General features: G+C 68.0%; 14 protein-coding genes. 11 read left to right on the top strand and 3 right to left on the bottom strand.

Annotation, left to right across the window (positions count from 1 at the left end; genetic code table 11):
- The 8 genes from ACSQ86_RS24085 to ACSQ86_RS24050 all read left to right on the top strand — a co-directional run bounded on the left by ACSQ86_RS24085 (window position 1) and on the right by ACSQ86_RS24050 (window position 8,877).
- Window positions 1–2,100 carry a hypothetical protein gene (locus tag ACSQ86_RS24085; RefSeq protein ID WP_436305360.1) on the top strand — a complete coding sequence of 700 codons (2,100 nt, stop codon included), beginning with the start codon at window positions 1–3 and terminating at the stop codon, window positions 2,098–2,100.
- 159 nt (window positions 2,101–2,259) lie between these two features.
- Window positions 2,260–2,661, top strand: coding sequence for an aspartate 1-decarboxylase (gene panD, locus ACSQ86_RS24080; protein ID WP_436309696.1), 402 nt, complete (start codon window positions 2,260–2,262; stop codon window positions 2,659–2,661).
- An 82-nt stretch (window positions 2,662–2,743) separates the two neighbouring features.
- A complete protein-coding gene (gene bioA, locus ACSQ86_RS24075; RefSeq protein WP_436309695.1) occupies window positions 2,744–4,126 on the top strand; it encodes an adenosylmethionine--8-amino-7-oxononanoate transaminase in 1,383 nt (460 codons plus the stop codon).
- The gene (gene bioF / locus ACSQ86_RS24070) at window positions 4,092–5,294 is read left to right on the top strand and encodes an 8-amino-7-oxononanoate synthase (protein WP_436309694.1); all 1,203 of its coding nucleotides are present in this window, start codon (window positions 4,092–4,094) and stop codon (window positions 5,292–5,294) included. Before bioA ends, bioF begins: the two co-directional genes overlap by 35 nt.
- A complete protein-coding gene (bioD, locus tag ACSQ86_RS24065; RefSeq protein WP_436309693.1) occupies window positions 5,291–6,010 on the top strand; it encodes a dethiobiotin synthase in 720 nt (239 codons plus the stop codon). The genes bioF and bioD overlap by 4 nt, the downstream gene beginning before the upstream one ends.
- A 113-nt stretch (window positions 6,011–6,123) precedes the next feature.
- Window positions 6,124–7,134 carry a biotin synthase BioB gene (gene bioB, locus ACSQ86_RS24060; protein ID WP_436309692.1) on the top strand — a complete coding sequence of 337 codons (1,011 nt, stop codon included), beginning with the start codon at window positions 6,124–6,126 and terminating at the stop codon, window positions 7,132–7,134.
- Entirely contained in the window at window positions 7,131–8,477 is a 1,347-nt protein-coding gene (locus ACSQ86_RS24055) for a cytochrome P450 (RefSeq protein ID WP_436309691.1), read from the top strand. Before bioB ends, ACSQ86_RS24055 begins: the two co-directional genes overlap by 4 nt.
- A 43-nt stretch (window positions 8,478–8,520) precedes the next feature.
- Window positions 8,521–8,877 (top strand): hydroxyisourate hydrolase, encoded by a 357-nt coding sequence (locus ACSQ86_RS24050; protein ID WP_093109721.1) that lies wholly within the window; start codon window positions 8,521–8,523, stop codon window positions 8,875–8,877.
- 3 nt (window positions 8,878–8,880) lie between these two features.
- On the opposite strand, the gene ACSQ86_RS24045 is transcribed toward ACSQ86_RS24050, so the two are convergent.
- Window positions 8,881–9,765, bottom strand: coding sequence for a helix-turn-helix transcriptional regulator (locus ACSQ86_RS24045; protein WP_436310297.1), 885 nt, complete (start codon window positions 9,763–9,765; stop codon window positions 8,881–8,883).
- Between the two features lie 149 nt (window positions 9,766–9,914).
- On the opposite strand from ACSQ86_RS24045, the gene ACSQ86_RS24040 reads away from it, so the two are divergent.
- A complete protein-coding gene (locus ACSQ86_RS24040; RefSeq protein WP_436309690.1) occupies window positions 9,915–10,706 on the top strand; it encodes a fumarylacetoacetate hydrolase family protein in 792 nt (263 codons plus the stop codon).
- 10 nt (window positions 10,707–10,716) lie between these two features.
- Here ACSQ86_RS24040 and ACSQ86_RS24035 read toward each other — a convergent pair whose 3' ends face one another.
- The gene (locus ACSQ86_RS24035; protein ID WP_436305351.1) at window positions 10,717–11,529 is read right to left on the bottom strand and encodes an SDR family NAD(P)-dependent oxidoreductase; all 813 of its coding nucleotides are present in this window, start codon (window positions 11,527–11,529) and stop codon (window positions 10,717–10,719) included.
- A 105-nt stretch (window positions 11,530–11,634) separates the two neighbouring features.
- Here ACSQ86_RS24035 and ACSQ86_RS24030 point away from each other — a divergent pair, with 105 nt between their 5' ends.
- Window positions 11,635–12,576 (top strand): GlxA family transcriptional regulator, encoded by a 942-nt coding sequence (locus tag ACSQ86_RS24030; protein WP_436305350.1) that lies wholly within the window; start codon window positions 11,635–11,637, stop codon window positions 12,574–12,576.
- A gap of 16 nt (window positions 12,577–12,592) precedes the next feature.
- On the opposite strand, the gene ACSQ86_RS24025 is transcribed toward ACSQ86_RS24030, so the two are convergent.
- Window positions 12,593–14,290 carry a methyl-accepting chemotaxis protein gene (locus tag ACSQ86_RS24025; RefSeq protein ID WP_436309689.1) on the bottom strand — a complete coding sequence of 566 codons (1,698 nt, stop codon included), beginning with the start codon at window positions 14,288–14,290 and terminating at the stop codon, window positions 12,593–12,595.
- 87 nt (window positions 14,291–14,377) lie between these two features.
- Here ACSQ86_RS24025 and ACSQ86_RS24020 point away from each other — a divergent pair, with 87 nt between their 5' ends.
- Window positions 14,378–14,806 carry a hypothetical protein gene (locus ACSQ86_RS24020; RefSeq protein WP_436305348.1) on the top strand — a complete coding sequence of 143 codons (429 nt, stop codon included), beginning with the start codon at window positions 14,378–14,380 and terminating at the stop codon, window positions 14,804–14,806.
- Window positions 14,807–14,846 lie beyond the last annotated feature (40 nt).

The raw sequence follows: 14,846 nt of genomic DNA, 5'->3' as shown, positions 1-14,846 counted from the left end.
ATGAAACTCGCACTCGCCCTGATCGCTTCCCTGGTGCTCCTTTCCGGCAAGAGCCCTGCCGCCGCGGCGGTCCAGGCGCAGGAGGGCGAGAACTTCGTCGTCCCCGCGTCGGCGCGGGTTCGCTATGGCGCCGGCGATCGCTGGGTAGAGAAGATCGTTCGCGGTCCGGCAAGCTGCACCAACGAGTTCTTCGGCACCGATCCGGCACCGCATGTGCGCAAGTCATGCACCATCATCGGTCCCGCCCCTGCGGCGGCGGCCAGGTCGATGGAGGCTTCGTCGAAGCCCGCGGCGAGCGGCATCGCCGACGTGGTGGATCGCGCAGGCAAGATCGTTCCCGCGGCCTACCGGGCCATGGCTGCGGCCATGAGCGAGGCCGAGGGCATCGCCTACCGCTACGGCCCGGACGCCGCGCACTACGGCAGCGCCAACGCGAAGCTTCCCACCCTGTACGAGCGCGAGGACCATCTCGCGCGTTGCAACGAAAAGGGCGTCTGCATCACCTCATGGCAGGTCGGCGGTCCGCGCAAGGAGGTTGATTTTTCCTACTCGACCAACCAGTCCAGCGTCGTCTTCCTGGCCGACGATCCGGTCCAGCGCGCCGGTGTCGGCGACCTGCAGGCATCGGCCTTCGAGGTCAACACCTATGCACAGAAGCCGCAATTGCCCTGGCAGCTCGGGGGCGGCGGCCTCGACAGCGTGAATGTCGTGCAGTACCGCTCCGCCGGCCTGCTGCCGAACGACGGCAGCGCCCGCCCCGTCGCGGCCGGGCGCTGCAGCGGCCCGGCGGGCAACTGCCCGACCTCCGTCATCGCTTTCCAGAACGGCCTGCTCGCCACCACCGGCAGCAACACCGCCCACAACCTCGCCACCGCGCGGCTGGCGCCGAACAAGGTGCCGACCGCCGTCGCCATGACGAGCAACAGCGAGTTCGCCTTCGTGACCGTCTGGGACACGGCCGAGCTGAAGGGCCAGGTGGCGGTGGTCGCGCTGGCCGGCTTGTGCGATGGCTGCAAGCTCGAAGGGCCGTACTACGAGTGGTGGTCCGAATGGCAGGGCGTCTACCCGGGCTTGCCGAACATGGGCAACATCGCCTTCATGAAAGTGCTGGGCTACGTGGACCTGCCGGCCGACATGAAGGCGCCGACCGAGATCGCGGTCACCACCGGCATGCATCCTTTCAACACGGTGCTGGGCGGCGGCCTCTTCATGGGCCAAACCCACTCGCCGCTCAGCAGGCACTGGCAGTCCTTCACCCCGTCGGGCAGCAACTACAAGCGCTATGCCAAGGGCGGCGTGGCGGTGGTCGTGTCCAAGTCCGAGCAGAAGGCGGCCTTCATCGATCTGAAGCCGCTCTTCGGCTACATCAACGGCGTCTACTTCAGCGAGGCCGTCGGCAGCATCGGCCCGGTGGGGCAGGACGAGCGCCAGTGGCCGCATGCCTTCAGCTTCAAGCCGCAGGCGCGGCCGGTGGTGGTGAAGACGATCGCGCTCGATGCGCGGCCCACGGCGGTCAAGACGACCGTCACCCGCACGAAGGATGCCCGCGCCTGGATCGCGACGCAGGAGGGCAGCCTGCGCATCTTCAGCCTGGGCGGCTACGCGCCGGGTGCCGAGCTCCGGTCGGGATCGCCGAACGGGATCGCGGCAGAGGGCAGGGTCGCCGTCGGCCGCAACCCGAGTTCGCTCGCGCATTCGAAGGACGACCCCGACCGGCGGCTGGATGCGCTCAACAGCCAGGTGATCGTGACTTCGCGCGGCGATCGCAAGATCCAGTGGGTCCGTTTCTCGGAAGACGGGAAGAGCGCCCGCGTGGTGCGTACGCTGCAGGACAGCCGCATCGTCGACCCGGTCGCGACCGAGGACATCGACAACTTCGCCAACCTCGGCCTGACGCTCAGCGTGGCGGACTACGGCGGCCGTGCGGTGCTCAACTACCGCTACGGCCCGGTGGTGTTCGCCGACCGCGGCGCGGAATGGGCCTGCCAGCCGCCGCGCGGCTGCCCGGTGAAGCCCACGGGCGATGTGGACATCGAATTCGGAGGCGGCTTCAAGATGCAGGGGCGGCCTTACCAGATCAACACCTCGAACGTGCCCTGAGCGCCGCTGACTTCGAGGGCGATGGCCGCCAGCGGCGGGCAACCCATGTGCCCCGATGACGAAAGCGGAGCACGTGAAATGCACAGGGGCGTTCGTTAGAACTAGGTTATCTTCCGCCGCTACAAGCCCCCATCTTTTTTGCAGACGGCACTTCCGACCATGTTTCGTACCCTGCTCAAGTCCAAGATCCACCGCGCAACCGTCACCGATTGCGAATTGCATTACGAAGGCTCATGTGCCATCGATGAAGACCTGCTGGATGCCGCCAATCTGGGCGAGAACGAACAGGTTCACATCTGGAACATCAACAACGGCGAACGCTTCGTGACCTATGCGATCCGAGGCCAGCGCGGCACCGGCATCATCTCGGTCAACGGTTCTGCCGCGCGTCGGGCGTCGGTGGGCGACCTGATCATCATCGCCGCCTTCGGCCTCGTCCCCGAGGATCGGGTCAGCGGCTTTCGGCCGAAGCTGGTGTTCGTGGACGACGCCAACCGCATCAAGGAAGAGCGCGCCCATATCCCCGTGCAGACCGCTTCGATAGCCGCCGCTGCGGCCTGAGCGCTGGCGGTTCCTGCACTGGCCCGCTTCGGGCAGGCCGACCGATCGGGGCGCCACGCGCAGCACTCTCCACATCCATCGCATGCACACATCCGTCGGCGCCAACCATTCCTGGCAGCAGCGCAGCCTGCGCAGCGTCTGGCACCCCTGCACGCAGATGCAGCGCGCGGCCGCGGTGCCGCCGCTGCCGATCGCGCGGGGCGTTGGCCCGTGGCTTTTCGACCACGAAGGACAGCGCTACTTCGACGCCACGAGTTCCTGGTGGGTCAACCTGTTCGGCCACGCCGATGCGCGCATCAACGCAGCACTGAGGGACCAGCTCGACCGCCTGCCGCACGTGATGCTCGCCGGCTGCACGCACGCACCGGCCGTGGAACTGGCCGAACGCCTGTCGGCCTTGACCGGCGGCGTGCTCGGCCATTGCTTCTTCGCCAGTGACGGCGCCTCGGCGGTCGAGATCGCGCTGAAGATGAGCTTCCATCATTGGCGCAACCGCGGGCGCCCGAACAAGCGGGAGTTCGTCTGCCTGCGCCAGGGCTACCACGGCGAAACGCTGGGTGCCCTGGCGGTCACCGACGTGGCGGTGTTCCGCGATGCCTACGACCCGCTGCTGATGCGCGCGCACCAGGTGATGTCGCCCGACGCGCGCCAGGCCGCAGCCGGGGAGACCGCGGTGGACGTCGCTGCGCGGGCCGCGGCCGACTTGCAGGCGCTGTTCGAGTCGCGCCATGAACACATCGCGGCGCTGATCATCGAGCCGCTGGTGCAGGGCGCTGCCGGCATGGCGATGCACGATGCGGCTTACCTGCGCACCGTGCGTGCGCTGTGCGAGCGCTACGAGGTGAGCCTGATCGCCGACGAGATCGCGGTCGGCTGCGGGCGCACCGGCACCTTCTTCGCCTGCGAGCAGGCCGGCATCTGGCCGGACTTCGTCTGCCTGTCCAAGGGCATCAGCGGCGGCACGCTGCCGCTGTCGCTGGTGATGACGCGCGACGCGATCTACGAGGCCTTTCTCGACGACGACGTGGCGCGTGGCTTCCTGCATTCGCATTCCTACACCGGCAACGCGCTGGCCTGCCGCGCCGCGCTGGCGGTGCTGGACCGCTTCGAAGAGGACGACGTGCTGCAGCACAACCGGCAGCGCGCCGCCGCACTGAGCGCGGCGCTCGCGCCATTGCAGGCCGACCCGCGCATCGAGCACTTCCGCCAGCGCGGGATGATCTGGGCCTTCGATGTGCGCGAGGCCTTCGTCGGCGAGCGCTTCGCCGAACGCTTTCATCTCGCCGGCCGCGAGCGCGAACTGCTCATTCGGCCGATCGGCCGCACCGTCTACCTGATGCCGCCCTACGTGCTGGACGACGGGCTCGCAGCCTGGCTCGCGCAGCGGGTGATGCAAACGCTGGATGACGTGGCCTTTGCAGAAAGCGCCCATGCTGATCGAACACCTGAACCACCGACTGCGTGAGCTCGAGGCCGAGGCGCTGCGCCGGCAGCGGCGCACGGCCGAGTCGCCCTGCGCGCCGCACCAGCGGGTGTCCGGGCGCGACATGCTGGCCTTCTGCAGCAACGACTACCTGGGGCTCGCGAACCATCCGGCGCTGATCGAGGCGCTGGCCAAAGGGGCGCGCCTCCATGGCGCCGGCAGCGGCGCATCGCATCTGATCAGCGGCCATTCGCGCGCCCATGCACTGCTCGAGGACGAGCTCGCGCGGTGGATGTCGCCCTCCATCCCCGACGCGCGCGTGCTGAGCTTCTGCACCGGCTACATGGCCAACCTGGCGTTGCTCACCGCGCTGGGCGATGCGAGCGCGACGATCTTTGCCGACAAGCTCAACCATGCCTCGCTGGTTGACGGCGCGCTGCTGGCCAAGGCGCCGCTGCAGCGCTACCCGCACGGCCGGCTCGACCTGCTGGCGAGCCAGCTCGGGCGTTGCAGCACGCTGATCAAGCTGATCGTGAGCGATGCCGTCTTCAGCATGGACGGCGACCTGGCCGACCTGCCCGCGCTGCTGGCGCTCGCCGAGGCGCACGACGCCTGGCTGGTGGTCGACGATGCCCATGGTTTCGGCGCGCTCGGCGAAGGCGGCCGCGGCAGCCTGTCGCACTTCGGCCTGCGCAGCGAGCGCCTGATCTACATGGGCACGCTCGGCAAGGCCGCAGGCCTGGGCGGCGCCTTCGTGGCCGCGCACCCGAGCATCATCGAGTGGCTGGTGCAGTCGGCGCGCAGCTACATCTACACGACCGCGGCGCCGCCGGCGATCGCGCATGCGCTGTGCGCGAGCCTGCGCCTGATCGGCGGCGACGAGGGCGAAGCGCGGCGTGCGCGACTGCGGCAACTGATCGGCATGCTGCGCGATCGGCTGGGCGCACTGATGCAGCACAACCCCCGGCTCGGCTGGCGCCTGGCCGATTCCGCCACCGCGATCCAGCCCTTGATCGTCGGCGACAACGCGGCGGCGCTGGCCTTGTCCGCCGCGCTCGATGCACAAGGCCTGTGGGTGCCGGCGATCCGACCGCCGACCGTGCCTGCGGGCACCGCGCGGCTGCGCATCACGCTGAGCGCAGCGCACACGCCGCAGGACGTGCAGACCCTGATCGATGGCCTGGCGCGGGCCGCCGGGAGCCTGCGATGAGGGCCGCAGCGATGCACGGCTGCTTCGTCACCGGCACCGACACCGAGGTCGGCAAGACGCGCGTCAGCGCCGCCTTGCTGCACTGGCTCGGCGAGCGGGGCCTGCGTTGCGCCGGCTACAAGCCGGTGGCCGCCGGCATCGAGACGATCGATGGCGAGAACGTCAACGAGGATGTGCGCGCATTGCGCGACGCGAGCTCGGTGGTGATGACCGATGCCGAGGTCGGCCCCTGTCAGTTCGAAGCCGCCTGCGCCCCGCACATCGCGGCAGCGCTCGAAGGCCGCACCATCGAGCGTGCCGTCCTGCTGCAAGGAGCCAGGACGCTCGCGGCGCGCGCCGAGTACCTGATCGTCGAAGGCGTCGGCGGGTTCTGCGTGCCGCTCGGCGCGGACTTCGACAGCGCCGACTTCGCCGTGGAGCTGCAGTTGCCGGTGGTGCTGGTGGTCGGACTGCGCCTGGGATGCATTAACCATGCGCTGCTGAGTGCCGAGGCGATCCGCGCGCGCGGCCTGCGGCTTGCGGGCTGGATCGCGAACACCGTCGACACGGGAATGCCGCACCGCGATGCCAATCTCGCCACCCTGCGCGATGAACTGGGGCGGCGCCACCAGGCGCCTTGCCTGGGCATGGTTCCCCGTATGAGCAGCCCTGACCCGGCGGCTGTCGCAGCCTGCTTCGACGATGCGGCGTTGCGCGCGCTGTTCGGGCTGGCATAAGACAAGCTTTCACTCCGATCCCCCGCATGGCGCAATTTGCAACCAGATTGGCTGCCCTTGTGACTGGCTCCTGGCTATCCTGACTCGGATGGCCATCCCACCCGAAGGACGACATGACCACCACAGCCACCGTTTCCCTGTCATCTTTGCGCACCAAGACGTCGCGCCCCGAGCCTCGCCCGGATCAGCGCTGGGGCGTCGCCGACGTCGAAGCCCTGTTCGCGCTTCCGTTCATGGACCTGCTGTTTCGCGCCCAGCAGGTGCACCGCCAGCACTTCGATGCCAACGAGGTCCAGCTGTCCACGCTGCTCTCGATCAAGACCGGCGGCTGCGCGGAGGACTGCGGCTACTGCCCGCAGTCCTCGCATTTCGACACCGGTGTGGAGGCGAGCAAGCTCATGCCGCTGCAAGAGGTGGTCGAAGCCGCACAGGCGGCGAAGGCCCAGGGCGCCACGCGCTTCTGCATGGGCGCCGCCTGGCGCAGCCCCAAGGCGCGCGACATGGAGCGCGTGACCGACATGGTGCGCGAGGTCCGGGCGCTGGGCCTGGAAACCTGCATGACGCTGGGCATGCTCGAAGCCGAGCAGGCCCAGGCGCTGAAGGACGCGGGGCTGGACTACTACAACCACAACCTCGACAGCGCTCCCGCGTTCTACGGAAGCATCATCAGCACCCGCACCTACCAGGACCGGCTCGACACGCTGGCCCATGTGCGGGACGTGGGCATCCATGTCTGCTGCGGCGGCATTGTCGGCATGGGCGAAAACCGCACGCAGCGCGCCGGGCTGATCGCGCAGCTGGCCAACCTCGATCCGTACCCCGAGTCGGTGCCGATCAACAACCTGGTGCAGGTCGCGGGCACGCCGCTGGCCGGCACCGAGCCGATCGACCCCTTCGAGTTCGTGCGCACCATCGCGGTCGCGCGCATCACGATGCCGACGACCATGGTGCGGCTGTCGGCCGGGCGCGAGCAGATGGATGAGGCGCTGCAGGCGCTGTGCTTCGCCGCCGGCGCCAATTCGATCTTCTACGGCGACAAGCTGCTGACCACGAGCAACCCGCAGGCCGAGCGCGACCGGGCGCTGTTCGAGCGCCTGGGCCTGAAGGCGCAGCGCAGGCAATGAGTGCGCTGCCGATGCCGGCGGCTGCGCCGAGCCCGCTCGGCCGCCCGATCATCGACGCGGCGTTCCGCGCCGATCCCTATCCGGCCTATGCCGCGCTGCGCGAGGCCGGGCCGATCCACTGGAGCGAGGAGTTCTTCGGTGGTGCGTGGCTCCTGACCCGCCATGCCGACGTGGAGGCGGTGCTTCGCGATTCCGTACGCTTTTCGGCGCAGCGCACCGGCGGCTGGGTCATGCAAAGCCGTGCCGCGCGCGGTGAGCTGAAAGACTTCCAGCAGCTCTTCGCGCGCGCGATGCTGTTCGTCGATGCGCCGGACCACACGCGCATTCGCAGCGTGCTCAACGCGGGCTTTCGCAATGACGTCCTGCAGCAGTTCGTGCCGGCCATCGCGCAGCGCGTCGATGCCTTGCTCGATGCGGTGGACGCCGACGCGGGCTTCGATTTCATGCAGGCGCTGGCGCGGCCGCTGCCGGCCGAGGTGATGGCGATGCTGATGGACATCCCCGCGGCCGATCGTGGCGACTTCATCGCCTGGTCGGACGATCTGGCGGCTTTCATCGGTGCGCCGATGCCCTCGCTCGATGAGGCACGGCGCGCGCGCACCAGCCTGCTGGCGATGAGCGGCTACTTCGAGCAGCTCGTGCCGCAGCGCAGGCGCGCGCTGGGCGACGACCTCGTGAGCCGGCTGCTGCGAGCCGAGGCGGCGGGCGACATCCAGCCCGGCGCCGAGCTGCTCGCCCAATGCGCGATGCTGCTGTTCGCCGGCCACGAGACCACGCGCAACCTGCTGGGCAACGGCCTGCAGGCGCTGCTTGCCGATGCGGCGTCGTGGCAGCGCCTGCAGCGCGAGCCCGCGCTGTTGCCGGGCGCGGTGCGCGAACTGCTTCGCTTCGACAGCCCGGTGCAGTACACCGGCCGTCGCGTGGCGGCCGATCTCGTGCTGCATGGCCAGCCACTGCGCCGCGGCGAGCTGGTCGTTGCGCTCATCGCCTCTGCCAACCGGGATCCGGCGCGCCACGCCGAACCCGATCGCCTGGACGTCGCGCGCCGCCCCGGCGGCCTGCTGTCCTTCGGCGCCGGAGCGCATGTGTGCATCGGCGCGAGCCTGACGCTGATGGAGGCCGAGATCGTCTTCGGCCGGCTGCTGCGCCGATTCCCGGCCCTGCAGCGGCTCGATGCGCAACCGCGCTGGAGCGGCAATGCGGTGTACCGCGGCCTGAGCGTGCTGCCGGTGCAAGCCCGCAGCCGAGTGGGGGGAGACGGTGGCCAAAGGGGTTCGCATGATCGAGACCTTGAGCAGAGGGTGCAGGGACGCCCGGCGAGTGTCGATGGCCTTGACGGTTGATGGCGTCATACTGCCGGCCATCGATCTTCTCAGGAGCTTTCAAATGCAGGCCGTTTCCATCCACGTCGTCGATGTAGCCCATGGCGTTGTCGCTCAAGGCATGCGGGTCGACATCGCCCGGTTCGAGGGCGAAGGCTGGACGGATGTGGCGTCGGGCAAGGTCGGCAGCAATGGCGTGGTCGACGGCATCGAAAGCCGCGAGTCCTTGTTCGAGATCGGTTTCTACGAGCTGCGCCTGCACGTGGCCGAGTACTACCGCGCAAGAGGCGTCAAGCTGCCCGAGCCCGCGTTCATGGGCGTGCAGGTCTTCCGCTTCGGCCTGGCCGATATGTCGCAGCACTACCACCTGCCCGTGAAGCTGACGCCGTGGGGCCTGTCCTGCTTCCGCGGCGGCGCCTAGGATTCACGCCGGCGCGCGCAAGGCCCGCGCTTCGTCGCGAAACTGCCGCGGCGTCATGCCGGTCCATTGCCGGAACCGGCGGCTGAAGTAGACCGCATCGCCGAAGCCGCATTGGTGCGCGACGTCGCCGATGCGAATGCCGGAGCTGAGGAGCAGTTCCTTGGCGTGTTCGAGGCGCCGCTCGGTCACGAGCTCGGTGAATGTGCGGTCGGTCTGCTTCTTCAGCAGGTGCGCGAGGTAGTTCGGCGACAACATGGCCGTGGCGGCCGCATCGTTGAGCGACATCTCCTCGTGCAGGTGTTCGCGCACGTAGCGCATCACGCGCTGCAGCGCATCGTGCCGCGAGCTGCCGCCGCTGCTGTGCCGCCCCGCCTGCTCCTGCAGCCGCGCCTCGTGCCGCTGGCAGGCCAGCCCCAGCAGTTGCAGCACGATGCCGCGGATCGCGCTTCGCGTTGCGAGGCGCCGCGCCCGGTTCAGCGCCGACATCTCGTCCAGCCAGCCGAGGATGCGGGTGAAATCCGCATCGTCGAAGTGGAAGTCGACGTACTCCTGAAAGAGAAACGGAGCCAGCTCGGGCTGGCGGGCGATCGAGACTTCTTCCAGGTCGAGTGGCTCCACATCGAGCTCCGGCCAGAGAAAGCCCTGGTCGAAATTGACGATGGCATAGCGCGCGCCGACGGGATGGGGAACCACGTGCACGCGGTAGGGCAGCACGAAGCTCAAGTACCCGGCGCCGAACGGCCGCACCGCGCCGCCGATGAGCTGCTGCGAGCCGCCTTCGATGCCCACCTGGATCTGGAAGTACTCGTGCCGATGGGGCTGCGCGAGGACATCGCGCGCACCCTCGAAGCGGATGTCGAAGTCGAGGTGGTCGGCGCGCTCCTGCATGCCGTAGAGGCGGAGGCTGGAAGGGCGGGGCGAGGTGGTCGGCATCGCGCCATCGTAGACGCGTCCTCGTTCTGCGTAGATGCGTGCGGAATGATGGCGGCATCCCGGCCAAGAATGGCTCGCGCTCAAACTATGAAGGAGAACAAACCATGTCCAGTTCACGTCGCAACCTGTTGGCAAGCTCCGCCGCCATGGCCAGCGGGGCCATCGCCGGCTGTGCCCTGCCGGCCGGCGCCACGCGCTCCCCGAGCACGCCATTCGATATCGCCTCGTCGTCGATTCCGATCGTCGGCAGCGAACAGGTGTTCCCGGTGCGGCGCATCTATTGCATCGGCCGCAACTACGCCGCCCATGCGCGCGAGATGGGATCCGATCCGACCCGCGAGCCGCCCTTCTTCTTCCAGAAGCCGGCCGACGCGATCCAGGTCGTCATGCCCGGCGCCGTGGCCGACCATCCCTATCCGAGCCTGACGAAGAACTACCACTACGAAGTGGAACTGGTCGTCGCCTTGTCCAGGGGCGGCAGCAACATCGCGATCGACAAGGCGCTGGCTCACGTGTACGGCTATTCCCTCGGCCTGGACATGACGCGGCGCGACCTGCAGCGCGAGATGGGCGACCAGAAGAAGCCCTGGGAGATCGGCAAGAGCTTCGATCACTCCGCGCCGGTCGGCCCGATCCATCCCGTCGCGAAAGTCGGCCACTTCGCCGATGGGGCGATCTGGCTCAAGGTCAACGGCCAGACCAAGCAGAGCGCGACGCTCAAGCACATGATCTGGTCGGTCGCGGAGCAGATCAGCCGCCTGTCGCAGGCCTTCGAGCTGATGCCCGGCGACATCATCTATTCGGGCACGCCGGAAAACGTCGGTCCCGTGGTGCGCGGCGACCTGATCGAGATTCACATCGACGGCTTGCCCAACCTCTCGGTGCGCGTGGTCTGAGTGACTTCGCTCACGCTGCCGTCTGGCCGGCGGTGTAGCGTTCGGCCGGCCGCGCGCGCGAGAGCTTCGGCACCATTTCGCGCCGCGCCGCCTCGAAGCGCTGCCAGTCGCCGGCATCCGGCAGCGAGGGGATCGTCACCAGCTCGCGCGCATCGAGGCCGGCCAGTGCCGCATCGACCAGGTCGTCGGCCGACATCACCATCTCCTGCGGCAGGTTCGACACCGGCATGCCCGCCACGTCCCAGAACTCGGTGCGGATCGCGCCGGGCAGGACGGCCTGCACCTGCACGCCCTTGTCGCCCAGCTCGTGGTGCAGGGACTGGCTGAGGTTGAGCACGTAGGCCTTGGTCCCGCTGTAGCTGCCGTTCAGCAGCTCCGGCGACAGCGCGACGATCGACGCGATGTTGATCACCGTGCCGCTGCCGCGCGCAACGAACGCGGGCGCGGCGGCGCGCGCCAGGCGGGTGAGCGCAATCACGTTCAACCGGATCATCATCTCCAGCTCGTCCGGGTCGGACTCGATCAGAGATGCGGTGGCGCCGATGCCGGCGTTGTTGATCAGCATGGTGATCGAGGGATCGGTGCGCAGGCGTTCCTCGACACGCCGCTGGTCGGCCGCTGCGCCCAGGTCGGCGACCATGACCTCGACGCGGCGCCCGGTCTCGCGCCCCAGCCTTTCGGCGAGCGCGTCGAGCCGCGAGCGGTTGCGCGCCACGAGGATGAGGTCGTGGCCGCGCCGCGCGAGCCTGTCGGCGTAGACCGCGCCGATGCCGGATGACGCGCCGGTGATCAGCGCGGTGCTTTGGGATGCCTGCTTGCTCATGATGTGTGTCCTTGGGGTTCGAAAAAACGGCGGATTGACAAGACGAACATTAGGTCGCAGACTTGCGACTTAAAAGTCATGTTTCCCTCGTTTTAGGACAAAGTGATGAAACGCGTCGGATTGCTGGTTTTTCCGGGCTTCCAGATCCTGGACATGGTGGTGGTCTCGGTCTTCGAGCTCGCCAACGCGGCCGCGACCAGGCCTGCGTACGCCTTGGAGGTGGTGTCGGAAGAGGGCGGGCCGGTGAAGAGCTCCTCCGGCGTGCAGGTCGAGACCCGTGCCTTCGGCAGCGCGAAGTTCGACACGTTGCTGGTCGCCGGCACCATGGACATCGCGCCCTCATCGCCGGCACTGCTGGCCTTCCTGCGCGACGCGGCGAAGAAGTCGCGCCGCGTCGGCAGCATCTGCACCGGCGCCTTCGTGCTGGCCGAGGCCGGGCTGCTCAACGGCCGGCGCGCGACCACGCACTGGCACTTCGCGCGGGAGCTGCAGCGAAATTTCCCGCACGTGAAAGTGGAGGAGGACTGCATCTACATCATCGACGGCACGGTGTGGACATCGGCCGGCATGACGGCCTGCATTGATCTCTCGCTGGCGCTGGTCGAAGGCGATCTCGGCACCGAGGTCTCACGCGCGGTGGCGCGCAAGCTCGTCGTCCACTCGCACCGCACCGGCGGGCAGTCGCAGTTCTCCGCCTTCCTCGAACTCGAGCCGAGATCGGAGCGCATCCACGACGCGTTGAACTACGCCAAGAAGAACCTGCATCTCGCGCTGTCGGTCGAACAGCTGGCGGACGTGGCCCATCTGAGCCCGCGGCAGTTCAGCCGCGCCTTCCTCGCCGAGACGGGCCAGTCGCCGGCCCGCGCGGTCGAGAAGCTGCGCGTGGAAACTGCCCGCGCGCTGATCGAGGACGGGCACTCGATCGACCGGGTCGCGGAAAAGGCGGGATTCGCCGACCCGGAACGCATGCGCCGCGCATTCCATCGCGCCTTCGGGCAGCCGCCGCAGGCGCTCAAGCGGGCGGCGCGGCTGCAGGTGGCGGCCTGACGGCCTGGGGCAAAACTCAGAACGTTTCCCAGTCTCCGCCACCGGTGGCCGTGCCCGCTGCGGCGAGCTGCTTGCGTTGCGGCGCGGCGATGGCTTGTCGGGCCCGGGCCGGTTGCGCTGCTGCCTTGCGCGGGAGGGGAACCACGGGCCGGATGACTTGCTGCTGCCCGTCGAGCTTGAACACGCTGACGGCCTGCGACAGGCTGCCGGCCTGCTCCTGAAGCGACTGCGCCGCAGCCGCGGCCTCTTCCACCAGCGCCGCATTCTGCTGCGTCACCTGGTCCATCTGCGTGATCGCCTGGTTGATCTGCTCGATGCCCTGCGTCTGCTCGTGGCTCGCCGCCGTGATCTCGCCGATGATGTCGGTCACCCGCTTCACGCTGCCCACGATCTCTTCCATGGTCCTGCCGGCTTCGCCGACCAGTTGGCTACCGGCATCGACCTTGCCCACCGAGTCGTCGATCAGGCCCTTGATTTCCTTGGCCGCGGCGGCCGAGCGTTGCGCCAGGTTGCGCACTTCGGAAGCCACCACCGCAAAGCCCCTGCCCTGCTCGCCGGCACGCGCGGCTTCGACCGCTGCATTCAACGCGAGGATGTTGGTCTGGAAGGCGATGCCGTCGATCACGCCGATGATGTCGACGATCTTCTTGGAGGAGGCATTGATCGAGGCCATGGTGTGGACCACCTGGCTGACCACGTCGCCGCCCTTGACCGCCACCTCGGAGGCCGAGAGCGCCAGCTGATTGGCTTGGCGTGCGTTGTCGGCGTTCTGCTTCACCGTGCTGGTGAGTTCTTCCATCGACGCCGCGGTCTGCTCCAGCGAGCTGGCTTGCTCCTCGGTGCGCGAAGAAAGATCCTGGTTGCCCGAAGCAATCTGGCTCGAGGCCGTCGAGACATTCACCACCACGCCTTGCACCTGCTGCAGCGACTTCTGCAATGCCGTGCGCATCAGGTCGATGGCGCGCAGAAGACGGCCGGTCTCGTCGTTGGCATAGCTTGCCTGCGGCGCACCGGTCAGGTCCATGTCGGCGATCGACTGCGCCATGGTCTCCGCCCGGCGCAGCGGATGCGTGATGCTGCGCGCCAGGAACCAGGCCAGCAGGGTGCCGAAGATCAGCGACAGCGTGGAGCAGACGATCAGCAGCATCGTGGTCTGGGCGCGCAGGCCCTCGGCACGTTGCGCCGCGGCATCGAGCCCTGCACGCTGCAGGTCGACCATCTGCTTCACGCCCGCCAGGTAGCTGACCGAAGTCGGTTCGAAGCGCGCGCTGAAGACGCGGCCGGCACCTTCGAGGTCGCCGGCCAGCTTGAGCTTGCTGACTTCCTCGCGCGCCGCGAGGTAGTCCTTGCGCAGTTCGCCCACCTTCTGGAACAGCTCGCGTTCCTCGGACTTAACCATCTGTCCTTCGATGAACTTCTGCAGCTCGTTGGTTTCCTTGATCGACGCCGCCGTGGCGGGTGCGAAGTAGGCGATCAGGCTGGCGTCGCTGCTCTTGGCGATGGCAGCAGCCCGCTGCACGCCCGATGTGGTGTGGCGCAGCCAGTCGGCGCCGGCGCGTTCGGTTCTGACGTTGTCCTGGACCATGCCGGTGATCTCGACGCCCAGCTGCCGCAGCTTCAATGCCGCAATCACGCTGCTTGCCAGGAAAAGGGCGAGGATCACGCCCAGCACGATGGCCAATCGCTTGGCTATCGAGATAGTGCTCAGAAACATGGGAGGCTCCGGAAGACGAGAAGGTCAAAAAAGAGAAAAGACAGACCTATATCGGCAGTCGGTCCGAAAAATTAAGGGAAGACCCGCATGTTCGAGCGCGACCAAAGCCAGATCGCTAAACTCTCTGCAGTTATGTGCCGCCGCTCGCTCCATCGCCGCATGACCGCGTTCTTCGTGGTCCTGTCACTGCTGTTCTCACAGCTGGCGCTCGCGAACTACGTCTGCCCTGGCGCCGCGGACGCAGTCGCGATGGCGGAAATGATGGCCGCAGGCGAACCCTGTGAAGGCATGGATTCGGCGCAGCCGGTGCTCTGCCACCAGCACGCAGCCGACATGTCGCTGTCGTTCGAGCCGGTGAAGCTGGCCACCCCGTCGCTCCCGGCCATCGTGCAGGTGCTGGTCGTGCCTGTTGTGATGGAGGCACAGCTCGCGGCGGCGATTCCCGTCGCAGCGACGCCGGAGGTCCGACCTCCGCCCGACCCCGTTTTTCTTTCCACTCGCAGACTCCGAGTCTGAAATCTCCGTCGACTGACCGGCGCTGGCGCGGCTCGTCCGC

The organism is Variovorax sp. LjRoot130, from assembly GCF_964253755.1.
Taxonomy (GTDB): Bacteria; Pseudomonadota; Gammaproteobacteria; order Burkholderiales; family Burkholderiaceae_C; genus Variovorax.
Note: the sequence above shows the minus strand (reverse complement) of the source record. Positions and strands in the feature narration are given on the sequence as shown.

What these genes read in the sequence shown, in the direction of transcription:
- ACSQ86_RS24085 (WP_436305360.1), top strand. Translation starts at nt 1, where the DNA reads ATGAAACTCGCACTCGCCCTGATCGCTTCCCTGGTGCTCCTTTCCGGC.
- panD (WP_436309696.1), top strand. Translation starts at nt 2,260, where the DNA reads ATGTTTCGTACCCTGCTCAAGTCCAAGATCCACCGCGCAACCGTCACC.
- bioA (WP_436309695.1), top strand. Translation starts at nt 2,744, where the DNA reads ATGCACACATCCGTCGGCGCCAACCATTCCTGGCAGCAGCGCAGCCTG.
- bioF (WP_436309694.1), top strand. Translation starts at nt 4,092, where the DNA reads ATGCTGATCGAACACCTGAACCACCGACTGCGTGAGCTCGAGGCCGAG.
- bioD (WP_436309693.1), top strand. Translation starts at nt 5,291, where the DNA reads ATGAGGGCCGCAGCGATGCACGGCTGCTTCGTCACCGGCACCGACACC.
- bioB (WP_436309692.1), top strand. Translation starts at nt 6,124, where the DNA reads ATGACCACCACAGCCACCGTTTCCCTGTCATCTTTGCGCACCAAGACG.
- ACSQ86_RS24055 (WP_436309691.1), top strand. Translation starts at nt 7,131, where the DNA reads ATGAGTGCGCTGCCGATGCCGGCGGCTGCGCCGAGCCCGCTCGGCCGC.
- ACSQ86_RS24050 (WP_093109721.1), top strand. Translation starts at nt 8,521, where the DNA reads ATGCAGGCCGTTTCCATCCACGTCGTCGATGTAGCCCATGGCGTTGTC.
- ACSQ86_RS24045 (WP_436310297.1), bottom strand. Translation starts at nt 9,765, where the DNA reads ATGCAGGAGCGCGCCGACCACCTCGACTTCGACATCCGCTTCGAGGGT.
- ACSQ86_RS24040 (WP_436309690.1), top strand. Translation starts at nt 9,915, where the DNA reads ATGTCCAGTTCACGTCGCAACCTGTTGGCAAGCTCCGCCGCCATGGCC.
- ACSQ86_RS24035 (WP_436305351.1), bottom strand. Translation starts at nt 11,529, where the DNA reads ATGAGCAAGCAGGCATCCCAAAGCACCGCGCTGATCACCGGCGCGTCA.
- ACSQ86_RS24030 (WP_436305350.1), top strand. Translation starts at nt 11,635, where the DNA reads ATGAAACGCGTCGGATTGCTGGTTTTTCCGGGCTTCCAGATCCTGGAC.
- ACSQ86_RS24025 (WP_436309689.1), bottom strand. Translation starts at nt 14,290, where the DNA reads ATGTTTCTGAGCACTATCTCGATAGCCAAGCGATTGGCCATCGTGCTG.
- ACSQ86_RS24020 (WP_436305348.1), top strand. Translation starts at nt 14,378, where the DNA reads ATGTTCGAGCGCGACCAAAGCCAGATCGCTAAACTCTCTGCAGTTATG.